Source organism: Streptomyces sp. NPDC024632, assembly GCF_055559175.1.
In genome coordinates this window covers 130,413-143,441 of record NZ_JBVHLD010000023.1, presented here as the reverse complement: position 1 = coordinate 143,441, position 13,029 = coordinate 130,413, and the positions used below count along the sequence as shown (strand labels likewise).

Sequence of the window (13,029 nt, the reverse complement as noted above, 5' to 3'; positions counted from 1 at the left end):
GGGTCCGGCTCCTACAGCACGGCCCCCATGCGCCACGGCACGATCTCCTCGGCCCCGAAGCCGAGCGCCTCGGACTTGCTCGGCGTGCCGGAGGCCATGTCCACCAGCGTCTCGAAGAGCCGGGTGCCGTACCGCACGTGCTCGTCGCGGGACATCGCCGGGCCGGCGTCGAAGTCCATGTCGCCGCTCATGTGCTGGTAGAGCCGACTGGTGGTGCTGATCTTCAGGCAGGGCACGGGCCGTGAGCCGAACAGCGAGCCGCGACCGGTGGTGAAGGCCAGCAGATTCGCGCCGCCCGCGACCATGCCGGTGGCCGACACGGGGTCGTATCCGGGCGTGTCCATGAACGTCAGACCGGGCGCGGTGACCGGCTCCGCGTAGCCGACGACTCCGTTGAGCGGGCTGCTCCCGCTCTTGAGCACCGCACCGAGCGACTTCTCCCAGATGGTGGTGATGCCCCCGGCCCTGTTGCCCTTGGAGGGGTTGTTGTCCAGCGCGGCGCCGTGCCGGGTGACGTACCGCTGCCACCACGCGATCAACTCGTCGAGCCGTTCGGCGATCGCGGGCGTGGCGGCGCGGTCGCGCAGCAGGTGCTCGGCGCCGTAGATCTCCGGGGTCTCGCCCAGGACGACCCGCCCGCCCGCGGCGGCCAGCAGATCGGCGGCGACGCCCAGCGTCGGATTGGCCGTCAGCCCCGAATAGGCGTCGCTGCCGCCGCACTGGAGTCCGAGGGTGAGTTCGTGCAGGCCGACCGGCTCACGGGCCAGCGTCGCCAGGCCGCCGACCATCTCGGCGACGCGGTCGAGGGCGGCGTTCACGGTCGCCGCGGTGCCGCCGAGCGCCTGGATGGTGAGCGTGCGCACGGCCGGATCGTCGCCGAAGACGTTCTCCGGCTGGTTCACCTCGCAGCCGAGACTGACCGTCAGCACACCGGCGATGTTCACATGGCGCGCGTAGCCGCGCAGGGTGCGCCGCAGCAGGTCGTCGCCCTCGGTGCCCTCGGCCATGCCGCAGCCGAGGTCGTGGGTCAGGGCGATGACGCCGTCCAGGCCCGGCGCCCCGGCGTGGCGGTCGTTGGCGGCCTGGGCGATCATCCGGGCCACGGTCGCCGAGCAGTTCACCGTCGGGAGCACGGCCAGGTAATTGCGGGTGGCGGCACGGCCGTCGGCGCGCCGGTAGCCGAGGAAGTGGTCGCGGGTGGCCTCGGCCGGGGGCCGCCAGGCCGGGGGAGCGGGCCGCGGCGCCCCGGCGCGGGCGGTGGCGTCGCCGAGGCCGAGATTGTGGACGTGTACGTGTTCGCCGGGCCGGATGTCGCGGGCGGCGACACCGATGACCTCCCCGTACTTGCGGACCTCGGCGCCCGCGGCGATGGGGGAGACGGCCACCTTGTGGCCCGCGGGGATGTCGTCGGCGGCGGGGACCACACCCCGCGCGACCCGTACGGGCGTGCCCGCCGCCACGTCCGTCCGCACCAGCCCGATGTTGTCAATGCCGGGCCGTGCGACCAGCGGGACGGCCGGTTCACCGGCCGTCCGCGCGGGCGCCGCCGCGCCGGTGTCCGTTCCGCGCACGTTCGTCATGCGCACACCGGCCGGACGGAGTTCGGAAGGAGACCCGCGCCGGATTCCGGCGGGAGATCCCCCAACACCGAGGGAAAGCTCACCCACTCATCCGCTGTGTGCGCTGATTCAGGGTCCCGTTCCGTGAATCCACCGCGGCGGATTTCAGGCAACTCTTCAATTGCGCACAGGGGACTGGAAAGTGGGATGTCCATACCTCAGGACGATACGTGCGCACCGCGGCGACAGTGAAGCGTGGATGTCGGAACAGCCCTATTCGGAAAGCGGATCGGCCCAGTTCAGAGCCGGGAGGCGGTGCACTGCCCGGACAACACCGCCGACCCGTATCGCATATGGGCCCGATCCGATTTCCGGATCCCGACTTCACGTCGGGAGCGGGGCTCAAGCCTGCTTGCCGAGCGCGGACAGATCATCGGTGGTGATGACGTCCGCCTGGCTCGGGAACACCTTCTCGGTCAGCACGCGGTGGACCTCCGGATCGGGGTCGCCGGTCGCGTCCTTGAGGACGTAGAGCCGGTAGTCCTCGTCGGCGGCGTGCCGCACGGTCGAGAGCACCACGCCCGAGGTGGAGAGCCCGGCGAGGACGAGGGTGTCGATCTCCTGGCCGAGCAGCGTCGGGTGGAGTCCGGTGGCGGCGGAGAACGCGCCGACCCTGACCTTGCGCACCACGACGTCGCCCTCCCGTACGTCGAGCGCGTCGTGCAGGTCCGCCTCCGGGCTGCCGTCGGCGAGGAATCCGTGCCGGGCGACGGGGGCGAAGGACTTGTTGCGGTCGGGCACGGCGGCGAAGTCCTCCGGTGCGAAGGCGACGCGGACGTGGACGACGCGGATGTCCAGCGAACGTGCCCAGGCCAGGGCCTGTTGGGCGCGGGCGAGCACGGCCTCGCCGTCGGGAACGGCGGCCAGGACCGCGGGCTGGAAGTCCATCAGCAACAGGGCGGTACGGGAGGCGACGACGGGCTGGGCGGGGGTGGTCATGTCGGTACTTTCTGAGAGACGCGGATCACCTGAGCGGTGCGGTTCAGCGGTGTGGTCGTGTCGGACGGGGGGATCGACCGCCGCCGCGGAGCCCTGTCGGACACCGGCCAGGTGGCGGTCGAAGACGGTCATGAGGAGGACGACGGCGCCGATGGCGACCAGCGACCACGAGATACGGTGCAGGCCGGTGTCGTCGACGCGGCTGTGGAAGGCGATCCCGGTGATGGCCGCCGAGGCGATCGAGCCGATGTACCCGAAGGTGCGCAGCAGCCCCGAGGCCGTGCCGACGCTCTCGGGCGGGGACTCGCGGTAGAGGACCGTCTGGTTGGCCACAGTGCTCGCCCCCGAGGTGAGGCCGAACAGCGCGGTGACGGCGACGACGGCGGCGACCGGTGTGTGCGCCGTGAGCGGCAGGGCGGCCGCCGCGCCGAGCAGCAGCAGGACCGCGGAGCCGATCAGCACGCCCCGCACCGATGTGCGGCGCGAGGCGATCCGGGCCGTGACGGCCGACAGGGCGCCCATCGGGACGAGGACCAGGCCCGCCTGGTACGCGGACAGCCCGTGCGCGGCCTCCAGCCACTGGGTCAGACCGTAGAGGATCACATAGGTGCCCATCAGCGTCAGCCCGTTGCGCAGATACGTGCGGGTCAGCGCGGGCTTCGAGGCGAGCAGCCGCACATCGAGGAACGGACGGGCGGCCCGCAGTTCCCAGGCGACGAGTGCTCCCGCCAGGACGACCGCGGCCGCCAGCGCGGTCCAGTCCGGCGTGGGCAGCCCGGTCAGGAAGACCAGGAGCGAGGTGAGGGCGCCCGCGAAGCCCGCCATGCCGACGACGTCGATGCGTACGGCCAGCTCGCGCGGTGAGCGGCCCCCGGCGCGGGCGGGGTCCTTGTCGATCCACAGCAGCGCCATCGCGAAGGCGGCACCGGCGGCCGGGACGTTGACCAGGAACGCGGTCTGCCACCCGAGCCCGCCGACGAGCAGCCCGCCCACGGCCGGGCCGATCGCCACGGTGGCCGCACCGGCGACCGCCAGACCGCCGAGGACGTTGCCCGGCGGATCCTGGAGACCGACCGCGGTCGCCCGGCGGCGGATCAGCAGCATCGCGGAGGGGTAGGCGGCGGACGTGCCCGCGCCGATCAGGACGCGGGAGAGCACCAGGACGGGCAGATTCCAGGCGATCGCGCCGATCACGCCCGCGGCGAGCACGATGAGCGTGCCGGTCAGGAACACCCGGCGCGGGCCGAACACCTCCGCCAGCCGTCCGGCCGCGGGCTGCGCTATCGCACTGGTCAGATAGAGGCTCGAAATCAGGATCGCGGTCCGCCCGACCGGTATGTCCAGCGAGGCGGCGATGGGGACCAGAGCCGTCGCGATCACGGAGCTGTTGACCGGATTGAGCGCGGCCCCCGTGTACAGCGGGGTCACGAAGCGCGCGCCGAAGGGCTTTCCCCGCCCGTCGCCGTGCGCCCCGCTGACGGGTACCGGTACGGCACCGCGTGCGATGACCTTCACCGCGTGACTCCTCTCGCTTCCCGCGCCCGCCGGTCCCCTGCCGCCCGCGTTCGGGCGTGGTCCAGGGCGGATCACAGCGGCCCCGAATAGGCAGGCTGCCTGTCGAATAGATTAGCAGGTTGCCTGCCTATCTGTGAGGGGTCCCCGTGCAGGGTCCTGCTCGGGTTCTCGTGCGAGGTCCCCGTGCGGGCTCAGGACCTGGTGAGGGCCTCGGTGGCATTCCGAACGGCCGCTGGGCGCGGCGGCCCGCGCCTTCATCAGAGCCGTGCTGCACGCACCCTGGCCGGAGGGAACGAACGCCGTGCCACCGCTGTGAACTGGGCCGTGCGCGACCACGGGAAACGGCCCATTCGCAGCCCGGATCCCCGCCATCCGCTATCCGCCGTTGACAGTGGCCACGGCTGCGGGCGAGGTTGTCCGGCAGGGGCCGCCGCGACTGCCCGGAACAGCACGCAGAAGAGGCACGCGGCCGAAGAACACGCGGGAAAACGTGGAAGTCACGCGGAAACGGAGTCGTCATGGGCAGTGTGCGGACCTACACCGATCTGGATGTCGCGGTGCGCAGCGACACCTCCGAGGTGGGGGAGGGCCCTGTCTTCGACCCCAGGACCGGCCGGCTGGTGTGGGTCGACATCTACGGCGGCACGGTCTACGAGGACGACCTGGCCACCGGGCGGCAGACCGTGACGGAGGTCGGTGTCATGGTGGGCGCGGTCGCGCCGCGGGCCCACGACGACGGGTTCGCCGCCGCCGTGGCCGGCGGATTCGGCTTCGTCGTCGACGGCGTGACCACCGTCGTCGACCCGGTCCTGCCGGAGCCGAACCTGCGGATGAACGACGGCAAGGTGGACGTCCGCGGACGGTTCTGGGCGGGCAGCAACGACATGCGGTTCGCCCCCGGCCAGGGACGGCTCCACCGCTGGGACGCAGACGCCCCGAGCGTCGTCGTCGCGGACGGGCTGGTCCTGCCGAACGGACTGGGCTGGAACGCCGACAACACCGTGATGTACCTGGCCGACAGCTACGCCCGACTGCTCTACCGCAGCGCGTTCGACGCCGACTCCGGGGAACTGGGCGGCCTTGAGGTCCTGACGAAGACCGAGGGCTCCGGGGTCCCCGACGGCCTGGCGGTCGACGTCGACGGCTGCTTCTGGACAGCCATGCACGGCGGCGCCGAGGTACGGCGCTACGACCCGGCGGGCCGCGTGATCGGACGCGTACCGGTGCCCGTCCCGCAGCCCACGAGCTGTGCCTTCGGCGCCGACGGCAGGCTGTACGTCACCTCGGCCCGCGAGGGCCTGTCCGCCGAGGATCTGGAGCGCTCCCCGCTGTCCGGCTCCGTCTTCGTCGTCGCCACGGACACGCGCGGCGTCCCCGTGGCGGCCTTCCGCGGCTGAGACGGGAAGGCCGCTCCGGGGGCGTACGGCGGCGGCGTCCGGGCGACCGGCTCAGGCCGTCGGCGGAAGGGGCCGTACGCTCGCCGGGAGCGGCGTGCGGCCCTGCGCGTTGAGAAAGGCGCAGACGGCCGCGTTGCTCGAACGCCGGCGGAGCCAGAACAGCGCGACGTCCCGGTGGGCGGTGGGCGACTCGATGCGGCGGACGGTGAGACCGTCCGTCGTCGTTGTCTCCACGGCCAGTTGGTTGATGATCCCGATGCCGAACGCCGACCGGACAAGGGCGATGAGCGTGGCGGGATGATCGGTGAGATAGGCGATGTCCGCCTTCGACTCGTACTCCCCGAGCATGTGCCGCAGGTCGTAGCCGCCGCCCTCCTCCTCGGAACCGGCCGGATTGCCGATGAGGGGCCGGGAGAGGATGTCGTCCACGCGGACGGTCGCCTTGGTCGCCAGCGGATCGTTGTCCCGCATGACCGCGACGATGTCCTCCCGCCAGATCGTGCGGTGGCACAGCGTGGGCTCGCGCATCTTCGGCAGCGTCGGCCGGAAGGCGATGTCGACCGTGCCCGTCGCGACGGCCTCCTCCAACGTGGCCGCGGTCCCTTCCCAGAGCTCGACGGTGAGACCGGGATGGTCGGCCTTGAGGACCTGGAGGAGCGTCGGGAGATAGGTGGAGCTGACCGACGGGTAGCTGGCCACGGTGAGGTGGGCGACGATCTGGTCCTGCGTACTGCGGGCGGCGTCGACACCGCGCTGGAGTTCCTGGAGCGCCGCCCGCGCGTGACCGTAGAAGAGGTCACCCGCCTGCGTGGTGCAGACCGGACGGGCCTTGCGGTCGAAGAGCGTGACCCCCAGGGCGTGTTCCAGCGCCGCTATGTGCGCGCTGACCCGCGACTGCGAAAGGTGCAGAGTATGCGTGGCGGTGCCGAATCCGCCCCGGTCGGCGACCGCGAGGAAGCTGCGCAGCCACGCTGTCTGCAGAGACATCGCGTCGCGGGGAACCGTCGTCCCCTGCTCGGACGGGACGTCGTTGTCACCTGTGGACAGGGTCACTGACGGTTCCTTTCGTGTGCGGCCAAATTACCCGATCGCCCCCCGGGCCACTACGGGCGTGCAGGACATCAATGCCTGATCAGCGCGGTCCGGCCGGGGACCGGGGCCGCCTCTCGCGGACGGCGTCGTCCGTGAGAGGCGGCCCCGGCGGACCCCGGACCGTCACTCCCCGGCGTACGGCCGGTCCCCTTCCGAGGACGGCTCACGCCGCGGTCAGGCCGCCGTCGACGATCAGCGCCGCGCCGTTGATGAAGCGGCCGTCCGGGCCCGCGACGAAGGCGATCGTGGCGGCGATCTCCTCGGGCGAGCCGAGCCGTCCGTCCAGTTGGCGGGCGGCCATCGCCTGCCGGGCCGCGAGCGGATCGGGGGCGTTCGCGACGATCTTGTCGATCCACTCGGTCGCGACGGTGCCGGGGCAGACCGCGACGCACCGGATGCCGTCCTTGGCGTGGTCCACCGCGATGGCCCGGGTCAGCCCGACCAGCCCCGCCTTGGAGGCGCAGTACGCGGCCCGCCGGGCGAGGCCGACCTGGCCCGCGACCGAGGCGACGTTGACGACCACGCCACCGCCGTTGTCGAGCATGAGCGGCAGCATCGCGCGGGTGGTGAGGAAGGGCCCGGTGAGATTGACCGACAGGACGCGGTCCCAGTCCTCGTCGCTGGTCTCCAGCACCGTCGCGGCGAGTCCGGTGCCCGCGACGTTCACCAGCAGCACGGGCGTCCCCAGCGTGACGGCGACTTCCCTGGTGACCGAGCCGACCGCGTCGGGATCGCGCAGGTCGACAGGGAAGGCGCGGCCCGTACCCCCCGCCTTCTCGATCTCCGCGCAGGTCCGCGCCAGGCCGTCGGCGTCGATGTCCAGCACCGCGAGGTCGTATCCCGTGTCCGCCAACCGGAGCGCCGTGGCCCGGCCGATGCCGGACGCCGCCCCGGTGACCACCGCGACCCGCGGCTCCCGGGCGCTCACGAGTACGCCAATCCGGGAAGCGCGCCGTCCATCGCGTACCCTCCGTCGACATCGAGACCGGCTCCGGTGGTGTAGCACGCCTCGTCGGACGCCAGGTAGCAGATGGCCGCCGCGATCCACTCGGGCGGCGCGATGCCCAGCGGCACGCGGGACTCCAGCGCCCGCTCGACGGCGGGTGTGTAGATCGGGTCGCTCATGCCGGTACGCACCGGCCCCGGCCGTACGCAGTTGACCGTGATGCCGTGCGGGGCGAGTTCGGACGCCATGGTCCGCGTCATCGCCTCGAGACCGCCCTTGGTCGCGGTGTACGGCGCGGCGCCCGGTTCGGAGACGACGGCGTGCACCGACGAGACGTTGACGACGCGTCCGGGAGTCTTCGTGTCGACCATCATCCGCGCCACCGCCTGGGCGAGGAAGAACGGCGCCGTCAGGTTCACCGCGAGGACGCGGTCCCAGTCGGCGCGGCTCACGTCGAGGAAGGGCGCGATGCGCAGGATGCCCGCCACATTGGCGAGCACGTCGACGCGCCCGAAGCGCGACCGCAGGGTATCGGTCAGGACGTCGGCGGCGTCCGCCGCCGCGACATCGAGGGTGAGCGTGCTCAGCCGGTCGCGGTCGGGCTCGGGCCACGGTGCGTCATGGCGGAGGTCGACCGCGAGCACCTGGGCGCCTTCGGCCAGCAGCCGTACGGCGGTGGCCCGGCCGATACCGGAGTTGGCGCCGGTGACCACCGCGACTTTGTGGGTGAATCTCATTGATCGCCTGCTTCTTCGTCCATGGGTCGAGTTGTTGAGTGAGGTACGGCGACGGCGGCGGTCAGGCGGTGGCCGATCGTGGGCGTATCCAGCGCACCAGACCGTCCCCGCAGGCGGCGACGAAGATGAGCGCGCCGGTCACCATCTGCTGGTCGTAGGAGGCCAGTCCGAGCAGGCTCATGCCGTTGGAGAGGAAGCCGAGGAACAGCACCCCTGTCGCGGTGCGCAGCAGGCTGCCCCGACCGCCGAACAGACTGGTGCCGCCGAGGACCACGCCGCCGACGACGTTGAGCAGCAGGGGGCTGCCCATGCTCGCTCCCGCCCCGGCCAGTTCCGAGGTCAGCACGACACCGGCCAGCGCCGAGAACAGACCGGCCACCGCGTACACGCTGGTCTTCATGAGGGGGACGTTGACCCCGTTGATCCGGGCGACCTCCTCGCTGGCTCCCAGCAGCAGGACCCGGCGGCCCCACGCCGTGCGCGTCAGGGCGACCTGCGCGACCACGTACAGCCCGACCGTCATCCACACGGCGTACGGCACGCCGCCGGGCCCGTCGATGCTGAAGTCGACGAAACCGGTCGGGACGGGGGCGATCGTCCTGCCGTGGCTGAGCAGCGTCGTGGCGCCGCTGACGACGTACAGCGCCGCGAGCGTCACCGCGAACGGCACGACGGGCAGCCTGGCGACCAGCAGTCCGACCAGCACACCGATGGCCGCCCCGGTCAGCAGCGCGAACGTGATGCCCGCCGCGACGCTGTCGGTCGTGGTGATGACCCACGCCCCCGCGACGCCGCTGGCGCCGATCACGCTCCCGGTGGACAGGTCGATGCCGCCGGTGAGGATCACGAAGGTCGCGCCGATGGCGGCGATCGCAACGACGGCCGACTGGCTGAACACATTGGTGATGTTCGACGACGTCAGCAGGCCGTCGGTGGTCAGGCTCAGGACGGCGATCAGCACGGCGAGGGCCGGCAGCATCGACAGATCGCCGAACCAGGCGGGACGACGGGCCGGATCACGCAGCCACGACAGGCGGCCCGGACGCGATCCGGTGTCGGCGGTCTCAGGCACCGCAACCCCACACCTGGGAGCTGACGGCCGCGAAGTTGGCCTGGTCGAGGGTCACGCCCGCGCTCTGGACCGTCTTGGGGTTGACGGTCTGCTTGGCCAGCGCCGTGGCGATCGACGCGACGGCCTCCTTGCCGAACTGGTCGACGCGGGTGGCTATGTCGGCGTCGAGGGTCTTGTCCTTGATGGCCTTGCAGCCGTTCTCGTCACCGTCGATCGTCACCAGGAACACATGCTTGGGGTCGCCGATCGGAGCGAGCCGCTTGGCGGTGGTGAGCGCCGACTGCACCGACGGCAGAAGGAAGTCCGACGGAACGAAGATCGCGTTGATGCCGGAGTCCTTCTGCAGCGCGTTGGAGGTGCCGTCCAGCGCCTGGGACGGGTCCCAGTTGGTGGGGACCCGGCTGACCACCGTGACGTCGGGGTTGCCGTCCAGCGTGTGGTCGAAGCCGTCCCTGCGGCCGATCGCGTTCTGGTCGGTGAGCGCGCCCACCAGCTCCAGCACCTTCAACGGCTTGGACTTGGCCGCCGCGGCGAACTCGTCCGCCGCCAGCTTGCCGTCCGCCTTGGGGTCGCCGGTGATCTGGAACGTGATGTCCTGTTCGTCGGCGACCGCCCGGTCGATGGTCACGAAGGGAACGCGGCGGGCCTTGGCCAGGCTGATCGAGGAGGCGATCTGCTTCCCGTCCTGCGCGATGACGATGAGCGCGTCGACCTTGCGGGTCTGGATCAGATCCTGGATCTGCGACGCCTGCTTCTGCGCGTCCTGGTCCGCGACGGAGAAGACGACCTTGTAACCGGCCGCTGCCGCCGCCTTCTCGATGGAGACCTTCTCCGAGGTGCGGATCGCGTTGAGCAGATCGAAACTGACCCCGATCGTGCCGTGCTTGCCCCCGGACGTCGATCCCGCCCCGGATTTCGAGGACGAGCCACAGGCCGTCAGCGCCAGGCAGGCCACGGCCGCGACGGCCGCGCATCTTGTGATCAGGTTCGGCTTCATCTGAGCTCCTTCAGTTTCGTTGCGCCGGCCTCCGCGGGCACGGTCCGGGGGCCGTCCGACGGAGAGGTACGGGTCGGACCGAACAGCCGGACCGGATTGCGCCACCGGACGGCGGCGGCGAGAACAGCGACGAGCAGAACGGCGCCCCGGACGATGTCGAAGACATAGGGAGAGGCCCCGGAGAACACCAGTCCGGTCTGCGCGGTCGTGAGGACGAGGGCGCCCAGGACGGTGCCGGTGATGCTGCCGCGGCCACCGAACAGACTCGTCCCGCCGAGGACGACGGCCGTGATGACCGTCAGTTCGTAGCCCTGGCCGATGGACGGCTGAACGGCGCCGAGGCGGCCGGTCTGGGTGAGGGACGCGAGCGCGGCCAGCAGCCCGGCCAGCGCGTACGCCCCGACGGTCACCCACTTCACGGGCAGGCCCGCGTTGACGGCGGCGTCGCGGTGGGAACCCACCGCCTGGAGATACCGGCCGAACAGCGTGCGGCTGAACACCCAGCCCCCGCCGAGCGCCGCGGCCGCCGCCAGCCAGACCGGCGCGGGAACCCCCAGCACCGCCGATGTGCCGATGTCCCGCAGATTCGCCGGGAGGTTGATGTTCTGCTGGCCGGTGATATGACCCCCGGCGCCGCGGAACACCTGGAGAGTGGCGAGGGTGACGATGAGGGCGGGCACCCGGCTCGTCGCGACCGCGGCGCCGTTGAGCAGCCCCATGCACACCCCCGCCGCGGCGACTGCGAGGAACACCACGCCCGCGGGCCTGCCGATCAGGGCGTCGCTGGACTCGACGGCGGCGGCCAGGAACAGCATCGAGCCGACGGACAGGTCGATTCCCGACGTGATGACCACGTAGGTCGCGCCGACCGCGGCGATGGTCAGGGGACTCGCCTGTACGGCGATGTTGCGGAAGTTCGCCGTACCGGCGAAGCCGTCGTAGGACACCGACAGAACGATCAGCAGCACCGCCAGCACGGGCAGCAGCGGCTGTCGCCGCACCAGCGCGCGGGGGCCGTCGTACAGCCACGAAGGGGTTCTCATCGGACGCCGCCCGTGGCGAGCCTGATCACCGTTTCCTGAGTGGCCTGGGACCTGTCGAGAATGTCAACCAATCTGCCGTCGTGCATGACCCCGACGCGGTGGCTGAGGCCGAGCACTTCCTCCATTTCCGAACTGATGAGCAGGATGGACGATCCGCTGTCGGCCAGGTCGACGAGAAGACGGTAGATTTCCGCCTTGGCGCCGACGTCGATTCCCCGGGTCGGCTCGTCCAGAATGATCAGACGTGGTTTCCTGGCAAGCCACTTGCCGATGACGACTTTCTGCTGGTTTCCGCCGCTGAGTGAATTCCCGCCGGATTCCAGGCCGCCGCGGGCGACGAGCCCGACCTTGGCGGCGAGTTCCTGGGCCAGACGCCGTTCGGCCCGGTGGTCCAGCCAGCCGCCCTTTCGCGCGGCGGAGACCGAGCCGAGGTCGACATGGGAGAGACTTTCCCGAATGGGCCGCTCCAGAAAGAGCCCTTCGTGCGCGCGGTCCTCGGTGACGAACGCGATTCCGGCCGCGATGGCCGCGCGGACGTCGCCGCGGCGCAGCGGCTGCCCCGCGATCTCGATGCGCCCGGTCCTGCCGCCGAGCCCGAAGACGGCCCTGGCGACCTCGGTGCGACCGGAGCCCATCAGCCCCGCGAGCCCGAAGATCTCGCCCTTGGCGATGTCGAACGAGACCCCGCTGACGCGTGCGTCGTCGTCGAGGTCCCGCACCGAGAGCATGGTCTCGGACCGCGGACGCGGAAGCGCCGGGTATCCGCGGGCGAGTTCGCGTCCCACCATGAGGGCTTCGAGCGCGCTGCGGTCCAGTTCGCTCGTCGGGCGGTCGCCGACGACCTGTCCGTCCCGCATCACCACGATGCGCTGGCTGAGCCGCGCGATCTCCTCCAGATAGTGCGAGATGTAGAGAACCGCCACTCCGTCGGCGCGCAACTGCTCGATGATCCGCATGATCAGTTCGCGTTCCGCGAGGTTGAGCGAAGCGGTCGGCTCGTCGAAGACGATGGCCCGCGGTTCGGTGGCCAGCGCCTTGGCGATCTCCACCAACTGCCGCTGACCGGCGGACAGGTCCCGTACGAGCGCCTCCGGGCCGAAGCGCGCGCCGACGCGGTGCAGGACGGGGGCCGCGAGCCGCTTGAGGTGTCCTGGCCTGACGGTGAGCGAGCGGCCGTCGCGCAGTCGCCCGATGAGGATGTTCTCGGCGACCGTGAGATCCGGGAAGAGACTGGTCTCCTGGTGCACCGTGGCAACACCTGAGCGCTTTCTCGCAGCGCCCGTTCCGGCCGCCGCACCGCCCGTCCCGCCCGCCTTGTCGGCGTCGGCGCCGGGCCCGCCGAAGTCGACCCGCCCGGTGTCGGGACGCAGGATTCCGCCGATGATGTTCTTCACCGTGGATTTCCCCGCGCCGTTTTCACCCGCCAATGCGACGACTTCGCCGCCCGATACGGTGAAGGACACATTCTGGACCGCCGCGACACCGCCGAACGACTTCGACACATTGCGCACCACGATCGCCGGCGCCCCGCCCGTCATCCTCGGCTCGCAATTCCGGCAGACATGTTTCCTCCGTGAAGTGATGGGGACGTCCCGGTACACCTGATCTGACGCCCCGGTACATCTGATCTCCGGACGCCGTATATCGGCCTGTCAGGATGCGGATGACGCTA

At 71.1% G+C, this 13,029-nt stretch carries 11 protein-coding genes; 2 read left to right on the top strand and 9 right to left on the bottom strand.

What is annotated here, in order from left to right; translation table 11 throughout:
- Nucleotides 1-11: 11 nt before the first annotated feature.
- Together ACZ37P_RS34870 and ACZ37P_RS34865 are read right to left on the bottom strand one after the other, a co-directional pair.
- Nucleotides 12-1,580 carry a UxaA family hydrolase gene (locus ACZ37P_RS34870; protein ID WP_467350436.1) on the bottom strand — a complete coding sequence of 523 codons (1,569 nt, stop codon included), beginning with the start codon at nucleotides 1,578-1,580 and terminating at the stop codon, nucleotides 12-14.
- A 381-nt stretch (nucleotides 1,581-1,961) separates the two neighbouring features.
- Nucleotides 1,962-4,073 carry an MFS transporter gene (locus ACZ37P_RS34865; RefSeq protein WP_467350435.1) on the bottom strand — a complete coding sequence of 704 codons (2,112 nt, stop codon included), beginning with the start codon at nucleotides 4,071-4,073 and terminating at the stop codon, nucleotides 1,962-1,964.
- Between the two features lie 518 nt (nucleotides 4,074-4,591).
- Here ACZ37P_RS34865 and ACZ37P_RS34860 point away from each other — a divergent pair.
- Entirely contained in the window at nucleotides 4,592-5,470 is an 879-nt protein-coding gene (locus tag ACZ37P_RS34860) for an SMP-30/gluconolactonase/LRE family protein (RefSeq protein WP_355349036.1), read from the top strand.
- A gap of 51 nt (nucleotides 5,471-5,521) precedes the next feature.
- Here the strand turns inward: ACZ37P_RS34860 and ACZ37P_RS34855 are convergent, their stop codons facing one another.
- The 7 genes from ACZ37P_RS34855 to ACZ37P_RS34825 form a co-directional block, all read right to left on the bottom strand.
- Nucleotides 5,522-6,457 (bottom strand): LysR family transcriptional regulator, encoded by a 936-nt coding sequence (locus ACZ37P_RS34855; RefSeq protein ID WP_467350433.1) that lies wholly within the window; start codon nucleotides 6,455-6,457, stop codon nucleotides 5,522-5,524.
- A 268-nt stretch (nucleotides 6,458-6,725) separates the two neighbouring features.
- Entirely contained in the window at nucleotides 6,726-7,490 is a 765-nt protein-coding gene (locus tag ACZ37P_RS34850; RefSeq protein WP_467350432.1) for an SDR family NAD(P)-dependent oxidoreductase, read from the bottom strand.
- The gene (locus ACZ37P_RS34845; protein ID WP_355349045.1) at nucleotides 7,487-8,245 is read right to left on the bottom strand and encodes an SDR family NAD(P)-dependent oxidoreductase; all 759 of its coding nucleotides are present in this window, start codon (nucleotides 8,243-8,245) and stop codon (nucleotides 7,487-7,489) included. Before ACZ37P_RS34845 ends, ACZ37P_RS34850 begins: the two co-directional genes overlap by 4 nt.
- 61 nt (nucleotides 8,246-8,306) lie before the next feature.
- Nucleotides 8,307-9,317, bottom strand: a complete 1,011-nt coding sequence (locus tag ACZ37P_RS34840) for an ABC transporter permease (RefSeq protein WP_467350431.1) — start codon at nucleotides 9,315-9,317, stop codon at nucleotides 8,307-8,309.
- Complete coding sequence (locus ACZ37P_RS34835) at nucleotides 9,310-10,314, bottom strand: sugar ABC transporter substrate-binding protein (RefSeq protein WP_401725413.1); 1,005 nt, start codon at nucleotides 10,312-10,314, stop codon at nucleotides 9,310-9,312. Before ACZ37P_RS34835 ends, ACZ37P_RS34840 begins: the two co-directional genes overlap by 8 nt.
- Nucleotides 10,311-11,357 (bottom strand): ABC transporter permease, encoded by a 1,047-nt coding sequence (locus tag ACZ37P_RS34830; protein ID WP_401725410.1) that lies wholly within the window; start codon nucleotides 11,355-11,357, stop codon nucleotides 10,311-10,313. Before ACZ37P_RS34830 ends, ACZ37P_RS34835 begins: the two co-directional genes overlap by 4 nt.
- Nucleotides 11,354-12,820, bottom strand: a complete 1,467-nt coding sequence (locus tag ACZ37P_RS34825) for a sugar ABC transporter ATP-binding protein (RefSeq protein ID WP_467350453.1) — start codon at nucleotides 12,818-12,820, stop codon at nucleotides 11,354-11,356. The genes ACZ37P_RS34830 and ACZ37P_RS34825 overlap by 4 nt, the downstream gene beginning before the upstream one ends.
- On the opposite strand from ACZ37P_RS34825, the gene ACZ37P_RS34820 reads away from it, so the two are divergent.
- Nucleotides 12,738-12,962, top strand: a complete 225-nt coding sequence (locus ACZ37P_RS34820; protein ID WP_391162235.1) for a hypothetical protein — start codon at nucleotides 12,738-12,740, stop codon at nucleotides 12,960-12,962. The two genes, ACZ37P_RS34825 and ACZ37P_RS34820, sit on opposite strands and share 83 nt — an antisense overlap.
- Nucleotides 12,963-13,029: the final 67 nt, after the last annotated feature.